This window comes from Thauera sp. AutoDN2 (assembly GCF_051280715.1).
Taxonomy (GTDB): domain Bacteria; phylum Pseudomonadota; class Gammaproteobacteria; order Burkholderiales; family Rhodocyclaceae; genus Thauera.
Genome location: NZ_JBNCAR010000001.1, coordinates 46858 through 67034 on the forward strand (window position 1 = coordinate 46858; position 20177 = coordinate 67034).

At 65.6% G+C, this 20177-nt stretch carries 12 protein-coding genes; 10 read left to right on the plus strand and 2 right to left on the minus strand.

The annotated features are described in order from the left end of the window. The first annotated feature begins 84 nt into the window (after nucleotides 1-84). The 3 genes from ACPT9U_RS00185 to ACPT9U_RS00195 all read left to right on the plus strand — a co-directional run bounded on the left by ACPT9U_RS00185 (nucleotide 85) and on the right by ACPT9U_RS00195 (nucleotide 7524). Nucleotides 85-2349: a putative bifunctional diguanylate cyclase/phosphodiesterase gene (locus tag ACPT9U_RS00185; RefSeq protein WP_435749507.1), complete on the plus strand. Its 2265-nt coding sequence runs from the start codon at nucleotides 85-87 to the stop codon at nucleotides 2347-2349. Between the two features lie 33 nt (nucleotides 2350-2382). After that, entirely contained in the window at nucleotides 2383-3789 is a 1407-nt protein-coding gene (locus ACPT9U_RS00190) for a methyl-accepting chemotaxis protein (RefSeq protein WP_435749508.1), read from the plus strand. 384 nt (nucleotides 3790-4173) lie between these two features. Next, nucleotides 4174-7524 carry an EAL domain-containing protein gene (locus tag ACPT9U_RS00195; protein WP_418363442.1) on the plus strand — a complete coding sequence of 1117 codons (3351 nt, stop codon included), beginning with the start codon at nucleotides 4174-4176 and terminating at the stop codon, nucleotides 7522-7524. A gap of 19 nt (nucleotides 7525-7543) precedes the next feature. Here the strand turns inward: ACPT9U_RS00195 and ACPT9U_RS00200 are convergent, their stop codons facing one another. Further along, on the minus strand, nucleotides 7544-8164 hold the full coding sequence (locus tag ACPT9U_RS00200) for a glutathione S-transferase family protein (RefSeq protein ID WP_418363443.1): 621 nt from the start codon (nucleotides 8162-8164) through the stop codon (nucleotides 7544-7546). Nucleotides 8165-8368: 204 nt separating this feature from the next. On the opposite strand from ACPT9U_RS00200, the gene ACPT9U_RS00205 reads away from it, so the two are divergent. From ACPT9U_RS00205 to ACPT9U_RS00235, 7 genes are all read left to right on the plus strand, one after another. Next, nucleotides 8369-9640 (plus strand): sensor domain-containing diguanylate cyclase, encoded by a 1272-nt coding sequence (locus ACPT9U_RS00205; protein ID WP_418363444.1) that lies wholly within the window; start codon nucleotides 8369-8371, stop codon nucleotides 9638-9640. 172 nt (nucleotides 9641-9812) lie between these two features. Next, nucleotides 9813-12719, plus strand: coding sequence for a bifunctional diguanylate cyclase/phosphodiesterase (locus ACPT9U_RS00210; protein WP_435749509.1), 2907 nt, complete (start codon nucleotides 9813-9815; stop codon nucleotides 12717-12719). Next, on the plus strand, nucleotides 12716-14032 hold the full coding sequence (guaD, locus tag ACPT9U_RS00215) for a guanine deaminase (RefSeq protein ID WP_435749510.1): 1317 nt from the start codon (nucleotides 12716-12718) through the stop codon (nucleotides 14030-14032). The genes ACPT9U_RS00210 and guaD overlap by 4 nt, the downstream gene beginning before the upstream one ends. Before the next feature lie 109 nt (nucleotides 14033-14141). Then, entirely contained in the window at nucleotides 14142-15650 is a 1509-nt protein-coding gene (locus ACPT9U_RS00220) for a DUF1538 domain-containing protein (protein ID WP_435749511.1), read from the plus strand. Then, the gene (locus ACPT9U_RS00225; protein ID WP_418363448.1) at nucleotides 15647-15994 is read left to right on the plus strand and encodes a P-II family nitrogen regulator; all 348 of its coding nucleotides are present in this window, start codon (nucleotides 15647-15649) and stop codon (nucleotides 15992-15994) included. The genes ACPT9U_RS00220 and ACPT9U_RS00225 overlap by 4 nt, the downstream gene beginning before the upstream one ends. Nucleotides 15995-16006: 12 nt before the next feature. Next, nucleotides 16007-16408, plus strand: a complete 402-nt coding sequence (locus tag ACPT9U_RS00230; RefSeq protein WP_418363449.1) for a CBS domain-containing protein — start codon at nucleotides 16007-16009, stop codon at nucleotides 16406-16408. A gap of 34 nt (nucleotides 16409-16442) precedes the next feature. Continuing rightward, the gene (locus ACPT9U_RS00235) at nucleotides 16443-17342 is read left to right on the plus strand and encodes a universal stress protein (RefSeq protein WP_435749512.1); all 900 of its coding nucleotides are present in this window, start codon (nucleotides 16443-16445) and stop codon (nucleotides 17340-17342) included. 68 nt (nucleotides 17343-17410) lie between these two features. Here the strand turns inward: ACPT9U_RS00235 and ACPT9U_RS00240 are convergent, their stop codons facing one another. Beyond that, the gene (locus ACPT9U_RS00240; protein ID WP_435749513.1) at nucleotides 17411-20167 is read right to left on the minus strand and encodes a bifunctional diguanylate cyclase/phosphodiesterase; all 2757 of its coding nucleotides are present in this window, start codon (nucleotides 20165-20167) and stop codon (nucleotides 17411-17413) included. Nucleotides 20168-20177 lie beyond the last annotated feature (10 nt).

The window sequence follows — 20177 nt, forward strand, 5'->3', positions numbered from 1 at the left end:
GTGAAATTTTCGGGTTGCCCCCTTCTCCGGGTGGCGTAGCATCGCGCCCGAACCTGACCGAAGAGGCTCGGCGCCTCCCCCATAATGCTCCTCGACCTGATCCGGACCACTGCCCTCCTTCTCGCCCTGTGCATGCTGCTCGGCGTCAACCAGCGTTTCTGGGCGTCGGGCAGTCTCCAGGCCCGGCTCGGCGCGGGGCTGATCTTCGGGCTGATCTGTGTGGCCGGCATGATGATGCCGGTGACCCTCGGACCGGGCGTGATCGTCGACCCGCGCTCGGTGGTGCTCAGCCTCGCCAGCCTGTTCGGCGGACCGTTGACCGGCGCGCTCGCAGGCCTCATCGCCGCGGGTTATCGCATCGCGCTCGGCGGGGGCGGCGCGGCAATCGGCGTTACGGTGATCGTGATCGCCGTGGCCAGCGGGCTGTTCTACCGCGGTACGCTGCGCAGCCTGGGGGCCAGCAAGGCGCCGCTTGGCCTGTTCGCGTTCGGGGTCGTCCTGCACTTCATCACCCTGCTGATGATCTCCCAGGTTCCCGGACAGAGCATGGCGAGCGTGTTCGAAGCGCTGGGCCTGCCCTATCTGCTCGTGATGGGCGCCGGCACCGCCCTGGTGGGCATGCTGCTGCTCGACATCGAACGGCGCCGCGCCACGCAGCTCGCACTGCAGAAGAGCGAGGCCCGCCTGCGCGCAATCACCGCGGCGCTGCCCGATCTGCTGTTCCTGATCGACGAGGACGGGCGGTTCCTGGAGGTCATCACGAGCAGGCACGAACTGCTGCACATCCCGGTGGCGAGCGTGATCGGCAAGCGCTTCGATGAAGTCCTGCCCGAGGCGCAAGGCGCTGCCGGTCTCGCGGCGATTGCGCGCGCGCTCGATACCGGAGAGCGCCAGACCCTGGAGTACACCCTGTCCACCGCAGCCGGCGCACGCGATTTTCGCGCCTCCATCCAGGCGCTCGACCACGCCCTGGACGGACAGCGTGCGGTGGTCGCGCTGGTGCAGGACGTCACCCAGGCGCGCGCCAGCGAAGCGGAGATTCGCAATCTCGCCTTCTACGATCCCCTCACCAGCCTGCCCAACCGCCGGCTGCTGACGGAAAGGCTGGAGCACGCGCTCGGCGATGGCAGTCGCGGCGGCGCACATGGCGCGCTGATGTTCATCGACCTGGACGACTTCAAGAACATCAACGACGTTTACGGCCACCAGGCAGGGGATCTGCTCCTGCGCGAAACCGCTACGCGGCTGCGTGCCATCGTGCGCGAAACGGATACCGTGGCGCGCTTCGGCGGCGACGAGTTCGTGATCCTGCTCGAGCACCTTCCACAAGGCAAAAGGGAGGCCGTCGCCGCAGCGGATCAGGTCGCTGCGAAGATCCTCACCCGGCTCGGCGCCCCATACCGCATCGGCGGCCGACAGCAGACCACCACCGCGAGCATCGGCCTGGTGATGTTCGGCGACCGCCCCTACACGGCGGAAGAGCTGATGCAGCGCGCCGACCTGTCGATGTACGAATCCAAGCGCAGCGGCAAGAACACCGTGCGCAGCTTCGATCCAGCCATGCAGAGCAGCCTCAGCGAGCGCATGCGCGCTCAGGCTGCTCTGCGTGCCTCCCTGGAGAACCGCGAGTTCTTCCTGCACTACCAGCCTCAGTTCGACCGCGAAGGCCGCATCACCGGCGCGGAGGCCCTGTTGCGCTGGACGCATCCGCGAGAGGGTGCCGTGCCGCCGTTCCAGTTCATCAAGCTTGCCGAGCAGATGGGGATGATGCCCGAGCTCGGCCGGCAGGCCATGGAGATGGCCTGCCGCACCCTCGCAGGATGGGCTGCGGACCCCCGGCTCCAGTCCTGCTCACTGGCGGTCAACGTCAGCCCCGCCCAGCTCTATCAGTCCGGCTTCGTGGACGAGGTAAGCGCCCTGCTTGTCCAGACCGGCGCCCCGGCCGAACGGCTCAAGCTCGAGATCACCGAATCGCTGCTGCTTAGCGACATCGAGCAGGCAATCACCGCCATGAAGCAGTTGCGCGCAATGGGCATCCGCTTCTCCATCGACGACTTCGGCACGGGGTATTCGTCGCTGAGCTACCTGCAGCAGCTGCCGCTCGACGAGTTGAAGATCGACCGCGTATTCGTGCGCGACCTGCCGGACAATGCAAGCAGCCTGGCGATCGTGCGCACCATCATGGCGCTTGCGGACGCGCTGAGCCTGCGCGTGATCGCAGAGGGCGTCGAGACCCATGCGCAACACACCTGCCTGCTGGACAACGGTTGCGATGGATTCCAGGGCTATCTGTTTGCCCGCCCCGAAGAAGGCCACGCCTTCACCGCACGACTCGGGAAATTTGCCTGATCCACTGCCAATCGGCGTGGTTTGGCACTAGCCTTGCGATGCCATGATCCGACCATACGGGCCCGCATCGCGAAGCGCATCGACGCGATCTCGGCCCACCTCGACCGCATCGACGGCCTGCTCTACCTCCCGGAAGGACGCGAGATGCTCACCCAGATCCGGGACAAGCGCCGGTCGTACGTAAGCTCTTTCCAGCAGGTTTCCTCGCTGCTGGAGGCGGGCCGAAGGGAAGACGCGTCCGAGCACATGGCGACCCATACGACACCTGCGCTCGATGAACTGCTCGCATCGATCGATGCGCTCATCCGCCTGCAAGGCAGGATCCTCGAGAGCACGGGCGAAGAAGCTGCGGCAAGCTATCTGCGTTCCCAAACGCAGATCTTCGTATTCCTCGCGCTGGCCCTCATATCCTCCATCCTCATCTCCGTCTGGATCGTCCGGGCCGTGACCCGCCCGCTCGGTGGCGAACCCGAGGCCGCGAAGGACGCGGTCGAACGTATCGCCCGAGGCGATCTATCCGCACTGATCCCGGTAAGGGAGGGCGACACGCACAGCCTGCTCGCAGCGCTGCACCAGATGCAGTCAAGCCTCCGCGAGATGATCGGCACCCTCACCGCGAACGCCGACAGCGTTGCCAGCGCGGCAGAGCAATTGGCCGTCGCCTCCAAACAGCTTGCAGAGAGTTCGGCACGCCAGAGCGATGCAGCCACCAGCATGGCGAGCGCCATCGACGAGATGACCACGAGCATCCAGCAGGTTTCCGACAATGCGACCGATGCGCGCCAGATCACGGTGGACGCGGGAGAACGCTCGGATAGCGGCAACCAGGTGATCGGCAGCACCGTCCGGGAAATGCAGGCCATCGCAAGCACGGTCGCCGAAGCGGCCACGACCATCCGGCAGGTCGGTGACGGCTCACAGCAGATCTCCACGGTCGTGCAGGTGATCAAGGAGGTGGCCGATCAGACCAACCTGCTTGCGCTGAACGCCTCGATCGAGGCCGCCCGTGCCGGAGAGCAGGGGCGCGGATTTGCAGTGGTTGCGGACGAGGTCCGCAAGCTTGCCGAACGGACGGCAAAGGCGACGATGGACATCAGCGCGATGATCGACACCATGCTGTCAAGCTCCGATACGGCCATGCGCACGACCGCAGCAGCGGTGACTCAGGTCGAGGACGGGGTCAAGCTTGCCCGGGCTGCGGGCGACGCCATGCGCGCAATCAGCGACGGGACCCAACAGGCTGTGCGCTCGGTCAACGGCATCTACACTGCGCTCAGCGAGCAGAGCCAGGCAAGCGCCGAGATCGCAACCAACGTCGAGCAGATCGCGCAGATGTCGGAGGAGAACAGTGCTGCAACCCAGCAGGCCTACGAAACCGCGCGGCAACTCCGCGAGCTTGCGGCTGAAACGCGAACTGCAGTCAGAGTGTTCAGCCTGTGAAGGCGGGCGCGTCTTCAACCCGCAGGGCGGCGTAGGAAGATGTGAGACAGATCACGAAGGAACATGATTGCTGGCGCGGCGGGGTTGTAAGCGACTCCCACCTTGCTAGAATCCAGACTCGTTCAAAACTAGTCAGGATGACGATGCTCTACCCCGGAACCATGCATCCGGACATCCGGTAAAGCCGGCAAGCCGAATCGGATCTGCGGCCTTCAGGGCTGTCACCGCACGGGCCCCAACCCTGCCCGAATTCTGATCGTCCGCGCGCCTTCTCCAGGTGGAGAGGCATGCTGGCCCTGAGAGTCGAACTGGAGAATCCGCCTTGGGTTGGAACATGAAACAGAGCAGGCCTCGCATCGCACACCCCTCGGGCAGCGCTCGACCATGAGCATCCGACGACTCGCCTACCTGCTATTGGCAGCATTCGCCCTGCTTTCAATGTCTGCAGGGGTCTGGCAGTTGGCCGACAGCCGCAAGAAGGTGCTTGCGGTGGAGTGGGTTCAGAATGCGAACCGGCTATCGGACCTGGCACAGCGCGCAAGCGCGCAACTGGCCATGGAGCGGGGCGCCACGGCAACCCTGCTCGCCAGCGCCGATACGGCGCCCCTCGCGATGCGGGACGAGATCCTGCGGATTCGCAGCGCCGTTGATTTGACCTATCGCCGGATTGCCGCGCACGCGGCGACGATGACGCATCGAGCACCGGATCACCCGCTGCTCAATCAGTTGGAACGGCTGGATCGGGGACAGCGGGAAATCGAGCTTTTCCGCGCTCGGCTCGATGAGCAACTGCAAGGCATCCCTCACGGCCTTGCCGCCGAAACCTGGATCGCGCTGATGAGCGAGCAGATCGAGCAGTTGCGCAGTCTGGGCTCGATCGCGACGCTTCCGCTGCCGAGCAATGACTATACCCAGGCCTCTGCCCCCATCATCAAGGATCAGCTCTTCACCCTGAGCGAGCACCTCGGGCGCGAGCGCGCCCTGGTCGGCGTGGCGATCGCGCGCGGCGCCGCCCTTGGAGAACGGGAACTGGAAGCCCTGGAGGAATACCGGACCATCGCCCTCCACGCCAGGCACCGCATCGAAGCAATCGTCGAGCAGATGCCGCAGACAGCCGAGATCGTGCTCGCACACGAGACCTATCGGACCGAGTTGCTCGACCGCTACGAAGCCCTGCGTGCCCAGATTCTCGCAAGCAGCTCGGGCGGTCAGGCATACCCCATCGACGCGGAGCAGTGGTATCGCGGAGCGACAAGCGGCATCGACGCCGTCCTGGGCCTGACAGCCGCCATCAGCGCGCATTTCGAGCGCGAGTTCGGCAGGCTGCGTACACAGGCCGAAAGCACCTGGGCATTGCTGTGTCTGATCGCTTTTGCCATGCTGGTGCTGCTGGTCGTCACCTTGCAGGTATTGCGCCGCAAGGTGTTGCAGCCGCTGCGCACGCTGGATGACGCAGCCGCCACGATCTCCGTAGGCGACCTGTCACACCCCCTGCCGCCCATGCCCGACGATGAGCTCGGCCGTCTGGGCCAGACCTTCGAAAACATGCGCGAAGCCCTGCTGGCCGATATCACCCGCAGGGAACAGGACGCCCGGCAGCTGAGCCGGTTCAAGTCGCTCATCGAGAGAAGTGCGAGCGCGATGGTGGTGACGAGCCCGGGCGGAATCGTCGAGTACGTCAACGCCAGCTTCGAGACAATGACCGGCTACAGCCCGACCGAATCCATCGGGCGTATGGCCGGCTTCTGGGGCTCCGAAACCGGGGCATCAACCAACCGCCCCAGCCTCTGGGAAACCCTGCGTCAGGGCAGAGCGTGGGAGGGCGAGTTCCTGAACCGGCGCAAGACCGGCGAGCTCTACTGGGCGTCGGCAAACATCGCGCCCGTTGTGAACGACGACGGCCACATCACGCATTTCATCGGCATCCAGAACGACATCAGCGAACAACGACGGCTGCAGGAACGGCTCAATTTCCTCCTGCACTACGATGAGCTGACCGTCCTGCCCAACCGGAACCTGCTCGAGCTTCGCTTCTCCGCGGCCCGCGAGGAAGCGCTGAACCAGGGCGGACAGCTTGCCGTCATCACCTTCGGCCTGAGTCGCTTCGAGCGCATCAACGACAGCATGGGGCGCGACGTGGGGGACCGGATCCTGCGCGAATTCGCTTCGCGCCTGGGTCAGCATGCACGTCGCGGCGACATGGTCTCCCGTCATGGAGGCATCGAATTCTCGATGCTGGCGACGGGGCTCCACAACAGCGAGGATCTCCACAAGCGGCTGGCGCCGATCCTGGAGTCGCTGAATCTGCCGTTCCTGATCGATGGAGAGAGCATGCGGCTGGTGGTACGCGCCGGCCTGAGCGTGCTCCCCGAGCATGGCGAGTCCCTCGAGGTGCTGCTGCGCAAGGCGACGATCGCCCTGCACCACGGCGAACGCTTCGGGCTCGATCGCTGCATCTACGCCGAAGAGCTCGACGAGGATGCGCGTGAGCGGCTTGCGCTCGAAAACGCCCTGCGGCGCGCCCTCGAGCAGAATGAGCTCGAGCTGTATTACCAGCCGAAGGTCGACATGGCCACCGGCAGGCTCGTCGGTATGGAAGCGCTCGCACGTTGGCAGAGCCGGGACACCGGCGAGTGGATTTCACCCGCGCGGTTCATCCCGGTGGCAGAAGAGAGCGGACTCATTCAGCACCTCGGCGCCTGGGCACTGCGCCAGGCCTGCCTGCAGAACTGCACCTGGCAGGCAGCAGGGCTGCCACCGCTGGTCGTTGCGGTCAACCTTTCACCCGCGCAATTGCGCCAGCCCGACCTCCCGGAGGTGGTTTCCAGCGTGCTCGCGGAAACCGGGCTCGACCCCGCGCTGCTCGAGCTCGAGCTGACCGAGAGCGCGCTGATGGACTGCCCGGAACAATCAAACGCAGCCCTGACCCGACTGAAGTCGCTCGGGCTGCAGCTGTCGATCGACGACTTCGGCACCGGATACTCCAGCCTGGCGTATCTGGGCAGGTTCCCGGTCGACCAGTTGAAGATCGATGCGAGTTTCGTTCAGAACGCCACGACCGACGCCACGGCCGCAGCGATCTCCACCTCCGTGATCGCCCTCGCGCATCAGATGGGACTGAAGGTGATTGCGGAAGGCGTGGAGACGGAAGATCAGCTCATGTTCCTCCATCGGCATGGATGCGATGCGATCCAGGGCTACTACTACAGCCGCCCGGTTTCCGCCGCCGCCTTCGCAGTACTCGTCGCCAGCGACAAACGCCTGGCCTTCCCAGATACCCGTCCCGCAGAGCGCACCCTGCTGGCCGTGGACGACGAACCGGCAGTGCTGGCGATGATCTCGCTCGCGCTCGAGAACGAGCCCATGCGCGTGCTCACGGCACGCAGCGCTCGCGAGGCGCTGGAGTTGCTGGCCAGCAACGAAATCCACGTCATCCTGGCCGACGACCGAATGCCGGAGATGAGCGGCACCGAACTCCTCGAGCGCGTGAAGAGCATGTACCCGGACACCGTTCGTATCGTGTTGTCCGGACACGCAGACCCGGGGAAGATACTCAACATCTTCAATAGCGGTTCGGTGTACAAATTCTTCACCAAGCCGTGGGATGCCGCCAGCCTTCGCGAACAGATTCTGGACGCTTTCGCGTATCGCGACGCCCAATCCAGACGCTCGGACAGCGCCTCGGCCCTCGACCACAGCACGAACATCGCCCACCGGACAGCCCGGAGAAAGTGAGCTGCGCGCGCGCCGGGCCTCAGACCCGCGCGCTCGGCCGCTCCGCGACACGGTCACGCCAGTCCTGCAGATTAGCCAGGCCCTCGGCACCGGGCCGGAACTTCATCAGCCCACGCGCGAACTCGATGGCGCAGAACGCGGTGATGTCGGCAATGGTGAAACGTTCCCCGGCCACGAAAGGGCGCGTGGCCAGTTCAGCGTCCAGCCAGCGGGCCACCTCACGCATCTTTTCCCCCTGCGATTCTCCGAACGCCGGAAACTGCGGCTGCTCCAGCGGCGCCAGCCCGGGATGGGTGTGGCGGATGCAGTTGGCAATCGTGCCGAACAGGTACAACTCCATGCGGCGGTCGGTCATTTCGATGAAGGCACGCTCCTCGAAGGTCTCGCCCATCAGGTTCGGCTCGGGGTACAGGCCCTCGAGGTAGCTGCAGATCGCCCGCGTCTCGCCCAGGTAGCGGCCGTCGTCCAGTTCGAGCACCGGCACCTTGGCGAGCGGGCTCTTGGCACGGTAGTTGGAGCTGCGGTGCTCGTCGCGAGCGATCTCGACCACCACCTCCTGAATGCTACGAATACCCTTCTCGGCAATGAACATCTGAACACGGCGCGGATTGGGCGCTCGCGGCGAAACGTAGAGCTTCATCTTCCTTCCTTGAGAACGGCTGGCATCGGTCAGCCCGGCATAGCGGGATGATCGGTCCAAGAAGCTACGCCGGCAAGCACGCCGCAAGCGCTTCAATGCCAACCCACGTAGCGGGCGTGAAGTCCGCCACGATCGCATCCCGAAAGCTGCGGGCCACGGCAGCAGGCACACTAGAATCGGACAATCTGTAGCGCACGGCGGACCATGAGCACTCCCGACTCGAACCTGTTCCACGCCGCGGTCATGCAGTCCTGGAACGCGATCGTGATTACCAGCGCGGACCTCGCGGCAGGCTGTCCGGTGCTGATTGCGAATCCGGCATTCTGCAAGATGACCGGCTACACCCTGGACGAGCTCAAGGGCTGCTCGCTGAAGGTGCTGCAAGGCCCGGAAACCGACCCTGCAGTGATCGAGGAACTGCGCGCCTGCCTGACGGAGGGACGCTTCTTCGAGGGCACCGCGATCAACTATCGCAAGGACGGCACGACCTACGTCGTGCACTGGAATATCACCCCGATCCGCGACACAGACGGCGTCATCACCCATTTCGTCTCGGTGCAGGAAGACATCTCCGCCTACGTACGCGCCAGCCGCGAAAACCGCCTGCTCGCCCGCGCGCTGGATGCTTCTGGCGACCCGATCATGGTGACCGACGCGCAGGAGCGGATCCTCTTCGCCAACGCCGCATTCTCGAAGACCACCGGCTATCCAGCCGAGGATTTGATCGGCAGCACCCCCTCCCTGCTTCGCTCCGGCCGGCACGATCCGGAGTTCTATACGGCTCTCCGCAGGGCGCTTGCGAGCGGGCGGGACTTCCGCGCCACCTTCATCAACCGTCGGCGCGACGGATCGCTCTACCACGCCGACCAGAGCATCTCGCCCATTGTCGACGAGGACGGCCAGACCACCCACTACGTGTGCGTCAGCCGGGACGTCACCGACCAGGTGGACCGGGAGGAGGCCCTGCTGGAGGCCGCCACACGGGATGCGCTGACCGGCCTGTACAACCGTCGCTACGGAGACCAGCGGCTCGACGACGCCCTGGAACGGGCGGAGGCGCTCGGCCACCCGCTGTCCCTGATCCTCGCCGACATCGACCACTTCAAGCAGATCAACGACCGCTACGGACACCCCGCCGGAGATCGCGCCCTGGAGGAGGTCGGGCGCATTTTGCGCCAGTCGGTCCGCGGCCGCGACGCGGTCATCCGCTGGGGTGGCGAGGAGTTCATGATCGTGCTCGAGGACTGCCCCCTCCAGCCGGCCACAGAGCTTGCAGAACGCATCCGGCTGAAGGTGAGCGAATATCGCGACGCCACGTTTGGCGGGCTGACGCTTTCACTCGGACTCGCCACCTTTGCCGCCGACGAACCGAGGAAGCGGCTGGTCGCCCGCGCCGATGCCGCGCTCTATGACGCCAAGCATGCGGGACGCAACCGGCTTTCGGTCGCCGCGCCGCCCGGCGCCGCTCCGGGCTGAAGAGCAATCGGGCACCAGGCGCCCCTAGGCCCGGTATAACACGGGGCCATCCGCACCGGAGCGTGAAATAACCCTTCTTCGATCAGGTATAAATCCGGCACAATTACGGCAAGGACTGGAGGAAACGTGCCGGGCCGCAACACCCCCGGCGGATCGCCCTCCGAACTTCAGCATGCACACCGTCATTCTCGATCGCAGCGCGCCCCAAGCGGCCACACCCCTGCTCAGCCCCGCCCAGATGCTCGGGCTGGCTGCGGTCATCGGCCTGCTGCATCTCACCGCGGCCTACAGCTTCCTGCTGTTCCACACCCTGGTCGAGACCCTGCGCATCGTCGTGCTCGGGGGCATCTTCGTGCTGGCCTGGCACTCCCGCCGCTGGAGTGCAAACAATTTCCTGCTCATCATCGGCACCGGCACGATCTTCGTGGCCGGACTGGAACTGCTGCACACCCTGTCTTACAAGGGATTGAACCTGTTCCCGGGGCACGACGCCAACCTGCCCACGCAGCTCTGGATCGCCTTCCGCTACCTGGAAGCCACCTCCTTCCTGTTCGCCGCACTGTCGATCGGGCGCAGCCACTCGCCGCACCGCCTGGTGCTCGGCTACGGGTTCATCACCGTTGCGATCACCGCTGCGGTCTTTGGCGGCTACTTTCCCGACTGCTACATCGAAGGCAGCGGGCTGACTCCGTTCAAGATCTACAGCGAGTTCGCGCTCATCGGACTCTTCGGCCTGAGCCTGGCGATCCTGTTCGCGCGACGCGATCACTTCACGCCCCAAGTGCTGCAGCTGATTGCGGCCGCGGTCGTCTTCGGCGCGCTGACCGAGGTCGCCTTCACGCAGTACGTGGGCGTCTTCGACTACGCCAACGAGGTCGGGCACTACCTGCTGCTGGTGTCGACCTACTTCCTGTACCGGGCAATGCTGGTCACCGGCATCGTCGCTCCGTTCGATCTGCTGTTCCGCAGCCTCAAACAGAACGAAAGCCAGCTCGAGGCCAGGGTCGCCGAGCGTACGCGCGCGCTGCGTGAAAGCGAATCGCTCAACACCGCCTTCCTGGACAACTCGCCCGCGGTGATCTACCTGATCGACCGCACGGGCCGCTATACCCTCGCAAATGCAGCCTTCGAGCGTCTTGCAGGGCGGCCGAAGTGCGACATCCTCGGCAGGACGCCCTTCGACCTGTGGCCCGCCGAGACGGCCACAGAACTCGACCGTAACAACCGGCGGACGCTCGAAGGAGGAGCGCCGATGCTGCTATCCGAGCGTCTCGGCAGCGGCATCGACACCCGCTTCTTCGAGACCAGCCACTTCCCGCTGCTGGACCCGAGCGGCGCAGTCGTCGGCGCGGGTGGCATCGCCTCCGACGTCACCGAGCACCGCCTGGCCGAAGAGCGCTACGGCATCATGATCCGCACCTCGATGGACGCCTTCGTGCTCATCGACGCCACGGCGCGCATCCTGGAGGTCAACGACGCCTGCTGCACGCTCACCGGCTACACACGTGAAGAGTTGCTCGGCCTGTCGATCCAGGACATCGAGGCCGCAATGGATACGCAGGCGGTGCACCGCACCATCGAGCATGTCGAGCGCGAAGGTGCGGCCCGCTTCGACAGCGTGCTGCGGCGCAAGGATGGCGAGCAACGCGACATCGAGGTCAGCATCCAGTGCCTGAACCACATCGTTGAAGCACGCCTGTTCTGCTTCATCCGCGACATCACCGAGCGCAACCGCACGATGGCGCGCATCGATTACCTCGCACACCACGATGCGCTCACCGGGCTGCCAAACAAGCTCCTGTTCCAGGAGAAGTTCGCCTCCCTGGCCGCACGAACGCTCGCCGCACAGCGCCGGTTTGCGCTCGCCTATGTGGACCTCGATAACTTCAAGAACATCAACGACACCCTCGGGCACGTCGTCGGGGACAGCCTGTTGCGTGAGGTCGCGCAGCGCCTGAACACCCTGCTCGGAGAAGGCGACCGTCTATGCCGCATCAGCGGCGACGAGTTCCTGCTCCTGTTCGACAATGTCGCCGACCAGGCCAGCGTCGCCGCGCGCGCCGAGGAAATCCTGAGCCAGATGGCAGCGCCGGTGTATGTCGACGGACATCAACTGAGCAGCACCGTCTCGGTCGGTCTGGCACTGTTCCCCGAAGATGGCACCGACTTCGACACCCTGTACAAGAAAGCAGACACCGCGATGTTCCAGGCCAAGGCGGCCGGGCGCAACGTGTTCCGCTTCTTCGACGAGGCGATGCACGCCGAGGCGATCGAACGCATCGCCCTGCTCGCCGAACTGCGCGGCGCAATCGAGCGCAACGAGCTGCGCCTGCACTACCAGCCCCAGATCGACCTCGAGACCGGTGCGCTGATCGGCGCCGAGGCGCTGTTGCGCTGGGAACGCGCCGACCAGCAGATGACGCCGCCCGGACTGTTCATCCCGCTTGCCGAAGACAGCGGGCTGATCGTACCGATCGGCGCGTGGGTGCTCCATGAAGCCTGCCGCGAGGCCGTGCGCTGGCAGCAGCAGGGCCTGCCCCCGATGGTGGTTGCGGTCAACCTTTCGGCCGTGCAGTTCCACCGCACGGACCTGCTCGAAACGGTCCGCAATGCGCTGGCCCAGTCCGGACTGCCCGCAGCCTGCCTCGAACTCGAACTCACCGAATCCCTGCTCATCGGCGACACCGACGCAGCGCTCGAGACCGTCCGCCAGCTCAAGGCACTCGGTGTCCGGCTGTCCATCGACGACTTCGGTACCGGCTACTCCAGCCTCGCCTATCTCAAGCGCTTCGCGGTCGACAAGCTCAAGATCGACCAGTCCTTCGTGCGCAGCATGGACAAGGAGCCCAGTAACGCCACGCTCGTGCGCACCATCGTGCAGATGGCGCACAACCTCGGCCTGAAGACGATCGCCGAAGGCGTGGAGCACGAGGGCCTGATCGCGCAGTTGCGCAACCTGCAATGCGACGAAGCGCAAGGCTATCACTTCGCGCGGCCGATGCCGCCGGACGCATTCGCGTCCTGGGCCACCGCGTTCGCGGCCCGGATCGCGGCCCGCCGCGAGCCCGAGAACGCATGAGCGAAACCCGCCTCACCGCGGTGCGCGGCGAGATCGTCCATTTCCTGGCCGATCCGGCACACGATACGGCCGCGCTCGTTCATTTCAATGACGGGCTGTTGATCCTCACTGGCGGTCGCATCGCCGAGTGCGGCCCGGCCCAGGACCTGCTCCCGCATCTGCCCAGCGGCACGCCGGTGGCCGACTACCGCGGCAAGCTGATCCTGCCCGGCTTCATCGACACGCACGTCCACTACCCGCAGACCGACATCATCGCCAGCCACGGCGAACAGCTGCTCGAGTGGCTGGAGAAGTACACCTTCCCCGCCGAGCGCCGTTTTGCGGAACGTGCCCATGCCGACGAGGTGGCGGGCTTCTTCTGCGACACGCTGCTGCGCAACGGCACCACCACCGCGTGCAGCTTCGCCACCGTGCATGCGAGCTCCGTGGACGCGCTGTTCGAGGCTGCACAGGCGCGCCGAATGCGCATGATCACCGGCAAGGTGCTGATGGACCGCAACTGCCCGGACTTCCTGTGCGACACCGCGGCCTCCGGCTACGCCGAATCAAAGGCCCTGATCGAGCGCTGGCACGATCGTGACCGCCTGCTGTACGCGATCACCCCGCGCTTCGTGCCGACCTCCACGCCCGAGCAGCTGGCGCTCGCGGGCCAGCTCTTCGCCGAGCATCCAAGCGTGCTGCTGCAGTCCCACGTCGCCGAGAACCGCGCCGAGCTCGAATGGGTCGCCCGACTCCACCCCGAAGCACGCAGCTACCTCGACGTTTACGCACACCACGGCCTGCTCGGCAAGCGCGCCCTCTACGCACACTGCATCTGGCTCGACGACACCGATCGCCAGCGCATGGCCGACACCGGCACCGCGATCAGCTTCTGCCCCACCTCGAACCTCTTTCTTGGTTCGGGCCTGTTCGACCTCGCCCGCGCCCGCGAGCGCGGGATTCGGGTGGGCCTGGGCACGGACGTGGGCGGCGGCACCAGCTTTTCGATGTTGCAGACCCTGAACGAGGCCTACAAGGTGCTGCAGCTTGCCGGCCAGTCGCTGTCGGCGGTGGCCGCTTTCCACCTCGCCACACTGGGCGGGGCGCGCAGCCTCTACCTGGACGACCGCATCGGCAACTTCGCGCCTGGAAGGGAGGCGGATTTCGTCGTCCTCGACCCCTGCGCCACGCCCCTGCTCGCACGCCGCAGCGCAGCCTGCAACACGCTGGAAGAGCGCCTCTTCACAATGATGATGCTGGGCGACGACCGCGCGGTCGCGGCCACTTTCGTGCTCGGCGAGGCGGCCTGGCGGCGCGACACGCTGCCCACCTGAGGCAGCAGGGCACCGGCACATCCGCGGCGGGGTGGTAAGCTTCGCTCGAGACTTCGAGCCACCCCGCCCCCGCCCGAACAAACAAGCACCTACGCGGAGATACCAAGCCTTGCACCCGCTTCGGGAATTCAGTCACATCCTGCTGCACGCATTTCGCAACCTGATGCCGATCGTCGTCGTGGTCGCGGTGTTTCAGCTTGCAGTGATCCGGGAAGTGCCGGACGGCTTGCTGTCGATGGCGGGCGGGCTGCTGATCGTCGCGATCGGCGTCGCACTGTTCCTGCAGGGCCTGGAACTCGGGATTTTCCCGATCGGGAAGAATCTGTCGAACGAGTTCGCCAAGAAGGGCTCCTTGCTCCTGCTGATGGTCTTCGGCTTCTGCCTTGGATTCGCCGCGGTGATTGCCGAGCCGGCGCTGATCGCGGTCGCCTCGCAGGCGGAATCCATCAGCGGCGGGCGGATCGACGGCTTCACGCTGCGCGTGCTGGTGGCCCTGTCCGTGGGCGCCGTGGTGGCGCTGGGCGTGGTGCGCACGATCCTCGGCCACTCGCTGCACTGGTACATGATCATCGGCTATCTGCTGGTGGTCACGGTGACCTTTTTCGCCCCGGCAGAGATCGTTGGCCTGGCCTACGACTCGGGCGGCGTCACCACCAACATCGTCACCGTGCCACTGATCGCCGCGCTGGGCATTGGCCTGGCGGTATCGATCCGCGGCCGCAATGCGCTCTCGCATGGCTTCGGCCTCGTGGCGCTGGCGGTGATGGTACCGATGGTCCTGGTGCAGCTCTACGGCATCGTGGTCTATCGCTTCGGCATGGGTCCGGAATCCGGCACGCCCGCCGTCGCACTCGCCACGGCCGTGGCCGACACCGGCCCCGCCACCCTGCTTCAGCATCTCATGCGCATTCTGGGCGACCTGCTCGGCATGCTGGGCGACGTGCTGCCGATCATCGCGGTGATCCTGTTCTTCCAGTACGCAGCAATCCGCAAGCCCATCGCCCACCTGCAGAAGGTCACCGGCGGCTTCATCCTCGTCATCGTTGGACTGTACGCCTTCGTGGTCGGGCTCAAGCTCGGACTGTTCCCGATCGGGCGCAGCATGGCGTCCCAGCTCATCGCGCTCGACACCCTGCTCTACGTGTATCTGTTCGCCTTCGCGATCGGCTTCGCCACCACCATGGCCGAGCCCGCGCTGATCGCCATCGGCGAGAAGGCCGAGGAAGCCGGCCAGGGACGTCTGCTCGCCAGCCGCATCCGCATCCTGGTCGCGCTCGGCGTCGCGGTGGGCATCACCGTCGGCGTACATCGCATCATCACCGGCGACTCGATCCACTACTACATCATGGGTGGCTACGCGCTGGTGATTGCGCTGACCTGGTTCGCGCCCAAGTACATCGTACCGCTGGCCTTCGACCTGGGCGGCGTAACCACCTCCGAGGTGACGGTGCCGCTGGTGACGGCGCTCGGCATCGGCCTGGCAACCAACATCGAGGGACGCAACGTGCTGATCGACGGCTTCGGCCTGATCGCGTTCGCGTCGATCTTCCCCATCGTGACCGTCATGCTCTACGCGATCGGGGTGGAGTGGTTGAAGCGAAAAGGAGAGGCAGCATGAAGTTCTCTGTACTGGTAGCGATCCTCGCCGAGGATCTGGAGGAGCAGGCGATCGAGGTCGCGCGCGCGGCCGGCGCAGGCGGCGTGACCATCCTGGGCGGGCGCGGCATCGGCGCGCGGGAGAAGAAGACCTTCTTCGGCCTGACCTACGAGGGTAGCCAGTCGGTGCTCGTGTTCGTGCTCGAGAAGAAGCTCTCGCTGGCCGTGCTCAAGGCGCTTCGCGACGCGCTCGAGCTGCGCGACAACAGCCGGGGAGTGATCTTCACCCTTCCGCTCGAGCATATCGCCGGCATGGACATGAGTCAGATTCACCAATTCGAGGATCGTCTGCGCGACGACATCTAGGAGACATCGACGATGCAACTGGTCAAGGAAATCATGGTGCGCAACGTTGCCACCATTTCGCCCTTCGCGAGCATCCGCGAGGCCATGCAGAAGATGCGCAGCCGCGGCGTCAAGTCGCTGGTGGTCGAACGCCGCGATGCGCACGACGCATTCGGCATCATCACCTACACCAATATCCTCAAGACCATCGTGGCCGAGGAAGGCGACATCGACCTCATCAACGTCTACGACATCTGCGCCAAGCCCGCGCTGACGATCCCGGTCGAGCTGAGCGTCCGCCATGCGGCCCGCATGATGGTGAACATGCGTCTGCGCCGGCTGCTGGTGCTCGACGGCAACGAGCTCGCCGGCATCGTGACCATGAACGACATCGTCACCGACATCCTGAACATGGCCGAAACCGAAACCCCCTGACTGCCTCCTCCGCAGCCCCCAGGAGCGCCGCGAGATGACTGCCCTGCATACCCTGCTCGCCCCGACCGACCTGTCCGCGCTCGCGCGCCACGCCGCCCTGCGCGCAGCGATGATCGCCACCGAAACCGGGGCGCGGCTTTGCCTGCAGCATGTGGTGAACATCAACGCACTCGACAGCCTTCGCCACCTGCTTGACAAGGAGGCGGACGAGATCGAGCGGCGCCTGCTCGACAGCGTGCGCGATGACGTCGAGGCGCTTGCTGCGGACATCGCAGCACGCACAGGCATCCCCCCTGAGGTCCGCCTCAGCAGCGGGCCGATCCTCACAGAAATCGCTGCCCACGCCGACGCCATCGACGCCAGCCTGGTGGTGATGGGCGCGCGCGGTGCAGGTTTCCTGCGCGAGATGCTCATCGGCTCGACAACCGAACGGGTGCTGCGCAAGACCCGCCACCCTTTGCTCGTGGTCAAGCAGAGCCCGCACGAGCCTTATCGGCGCGTGCTTGTCCCGGTGGATTTTTCCGAGCGCTCGGCGGAGGCGATCCGCATCGCCCAGGGCGTGGCGCCAAGCGCCGAGATCTTGCTGCTGCACGCCTTCGATGTGCCGTTCGAGGGCAAGCTGCGCTATGCGGGCGTCGAGGACGCGCAACTCTCGTCCCTGCGCGTGAATGCGAAGCGCGAAGCGGTCGAGCAGCTCAACGCGCTGATCGATGCGGGCGGCTTTCCCACCGACCGCATCCGCCGCCTGGTGCTGCACGGCGACGCCAGCACCTGCATCCTGGAGGAGGAGCAGCAGCAGGACTGCGACCTGATCGTGATGGGCAAGCGCGGGCGTGGCGCGCTCGAGGAGATGTTATTGGGCAGCGTCTCCAAGCACATCCTGCTGCAATCCAGCGCGGACGTGCTGATCACGGACCGCGTCTCCGGCGGCTGAGCGCCGTGGGCCTCCTGCATAAGGGGGCGCAGGAAGCGGGGTCGGTCGGTTCGCCCCCACCCCCCGGCTCAAGCCATCTCGAGGAAATCTCCCCAGGCTTCGATCGGCATCGGCTTGCCGAACAGATAGCCCTGGTAGAACTCGCAGCCGTGCTGGCGCAGGAAGTCGCGCTGGGCTGGCGTTTCCACGCCTTCGGCCACCACTTCCAGCCCCAGGGCGTGGCTCATCGACAGGACGGCGAGTACGATGGCCTCGCTGCCCTCGTCCTGTGCCATGTCGCGAATGAAGGACTGGTCGATCTTCAGCTGGGCGAAGGGCAGACGCTTCAGGTAGGACAGCGAGGAATAGCCGGTGCCGAAGTCGTCCAGCGCGAACTGGATGCCGAGCGAACGCAGCTGGTTCATGCGGATTACCGTCTCATCCAGGTCGGCGAGGATGGCACTCTCGGTGAGCTCCAGCTTGAGCCGGCTGGGGTCGATGCCGGCGCGCATGACGACTTCCCGCACGCTGGCGACGAAGTCGGCCTGGTGGAACTGGCGGGCGCTCACGTTCACGGAGATGCAGAGCGGATGCGTGCGCGCTTCGGACTGCCACACAGCCAGCTGGGCACAGGCGGTGCGCAAGACCCACAGCCCGAGCGGAATGATGTGGCCGGTGTCTTCAGCGAGCGGGATGAACTCTGCGGGCGAAACCATCCCGGCTTCGTCCAGCGGCCAGCGCACCAGCGCCTCTGCACCGACCACCCGCCCGTGACGGTCCACCAGTGGCTGGAAGAACAGGCGGAAAGCCTCCGCAGCAAGGGCCTCATGCAGCCGTGCCTCCATGCGCGCGTGCGCATCCACCACCGCCTGCATTTCCGGGCTGAAAAAGCGCACGGTGTTGCGCCCGTCCTGCTTCGCCCGGTACAGCGCCACCTCGGCCTGCTTGAGCAGGGTGTCCAGCGAACTGTCGCCATCGAAGAACAGGCTGATCCCGATACTCAGCGTTGCAAAGTGGCGCTCGCCTTCATCGTCACCGAGCACGTAGGGCGCCTCGAGCGCCTGCTGCAGCTTGCGCGCGACGTGCTCGGCGTGGGCAAGCGCCTCGGCCTCGGTGCTGCCGATCTGCTCGATCAGCACGGCGAAGTCGTCATCCCCATGGCGGGCGACCGTGTCTTCTTCGCGCACCCCGCCACGTAGACGCGCGGCCACGGTGCGCAGGAGCTGATCGCCGGCAGCGTGACCCAGGGTGTCGTTGAGCTGACGGAAACGATCGATGTCGACCAGCATCAGCATGCCCCAGGCTTCCTTGCGCGAACTGTTTCGAATCGCCTGGGCGATGCGGTCGTGCAGCAACGCCCGGTTGGGCAGCTCCGTGAGGGCATCGTAGTAGGCAAGCCGGTGCAGCAGCGCCTCGGACTGCTTGCGCCGGGTGATGTCCTCCTTGACCGCGACGTAGTGTGTCACGACGCCGGCCGCATCCTTGATCGGCGCGATCGTGGCGAGCTCCAGATAGGTCGATCCGTCCTTGCGCGTATTATGGAACTCGCCGCGCCAGACCTCTCCGCGTCCGAGCGTGGACCACATGTCTTCGTACGTTGCCTTGGGCGTGAGTCCGGTGTTGAGCACGCGCGGATTGCGACCGACGACTTCATCATGTGCATAGCCGGTGGTGCGCCGGAAGGCGTCGTTGACGTAGAGGATCTGTGCATCGGTGTCGGTGATCACGATCGACTCGGGACTCTGCTCGATCACCATCGACAGCCGCCGCAGTTCGCCCTCGCGCTTCTCGATCTCGACGGCCATGCCGTCCACCCCTGCGGACAGTTCGTCGAGTTCGCTGACCCCCGTGTCGTACCCCACACGTGTGCCAGGGCTGCCGCTCGCGATACGGGCGACGGCATCGCGCACTCGCAGCGCCCACACCTCCACCTGACGGTAGATGTAGAAGCGCGCAAGCAGGGCCGAGACGAGGGCCAGACCGGCGATCAGCGACAGATGAAGCTGGAAGCGGTGGTCAACTGCGTCCAGCGAGCGATCCAGCGGCGCGCCGATAGTGAGAAAGCCCGAGTCGGGCGCAAACTCCGGCGTTGCAACGCCATACAGACGGCGTGTGCCGTCGAGCCCGGCAAACTGCGCGATCCCGGTTTCCGTCCGCATGACCTGTGTCATCTGTTCCAGCGCGTCCGCCGGGACGACGTGGTCGCGCCAGCGCGAAACATCGGGGTGATGAGCGAGCACATGCCCGGTCGCGCTGATCACGCTCGCCTCCCACTCTCGCGGCAGATTGAAGCCCTGGATCAGGCGCTCGAACCAGCCCAGCGTGATCGAGGCAAACAGCACCGCACGTACCTCACCCGCCTCGGTGGCGAGCGGATACCCGAACACGAGTCCCGGCTTGCCACTGACGCGCCCGACGATGAACTCCCCGGCGGAGATTCCACGCCCGCCCAGCGCCGCGCGAAACCAGGCCCGATCCGCAACATTGATCGGCGCCGCAGCCGGTTCGGCGCTGCAGAATACGCTGCCATCGGGCCGCACCGCGCCAATGTTGGCGAACCCCTGCACCGAGCCCAGCAACCGGCGCGCAATGCCGGTGCAACGCTCGGGGTCCGCATCGCGCAGATCGTCCGAGCGCGCCATGATCTCCAGAACGAGCACGACCACGCGGTGGGCCGAGCGGATCTCCTGGTTCGCGTCCGCAATCCGGTGCGCAATCTCGGCATGGATGTCGGTGACCGCCTGCCCGCGCCGCTCCTGGTAATCGAGCAGCGCGAACAGCAGGAGCGGGACGACCGCGATCGCGATCGTCAACCACAACCGGAAGCTGAGAGAGTTATGTCGCATCGTTCATGCG

What these genes read in the sequence shown, in the direction of transcription:
- ACPT9U_RS00185 (WP_435749507.1), top strand. Translation starts at nt 85, where the DNA reads ATGCTCCTCGACCTGATCCGGACCACTGCCCTCCTTCTCGCCCTGTGC.
- ACPT9U_RS00195 (WP_418363442.1), top strand. Translation starts at nt 4,174, where the DNA reads ATGAGCATCCGACGACTCGCCTACCTGCTATTGGCAGCATTCGCCCTG.
- ACPT9U_RS00200 (WP_418363443.1), bottom strand. Translation starts at nt 8,164, where the DNA reads ATGAAGCTCTACGTTTCGCCGCGAGCGCCCAATCCGCGCCGTGTTCAG.
- ACPT9U_RS00205 (WP_418363444.1), top strand. Translation starts at nt 8,369, where the DNA reads ATGAGCACTCCCGACTCGAACCTGTTCCACGCCGCGGTCATGCAGTCC.
- ACPT9U_RS00210 (WP_435749509.1), top strand. Translation starts at nt 9,813, where the DNA reads ATGCACACCGTCATTCTCGATCGCAGCGCGCCCCAAGCGGCCACACCC.
- guaD (WP_435749510.1), top strand. Translation starts at nt 12,716, where the DNA reads ATGAGCGAAACCCGCCTCACCGCGGTGCGCGGCGAGATCGTCCATTTC.
- ACPT9U_RS00225 (WP_418363448.1), top strand. Translation starts at nt 15,647, where the DNA reads ATGAAGTTCTCTGTACTGGTAGCGATCCTCGCCGAGGATCTGGAGGAG.
- ACPT9U_RS00230 (WP_418363449.1), top strand. Translation starts at nt 16,007, where the DNA reads ATGCAACTGGTCAAGGAAATCATGGTGCGCAACGTTGCCACCATTTCG.
- ACPT9U_RS00235 (WP_435749512.1), top strand. Translation starts at nt 16,443, where the DNA reads ATGACTGCCCTGCATACCCTGCTCGCCCCGACCGACCTGTCCGCGCTC.
- ACPT9U_RS00240 (WP_435749513.1), bottom strand. Translation starts at nt 20,167, where the DNA reads ATGCGACATAACTCTCTCAGCTTCCGGTTGTGGTTGACGATCGCGATC.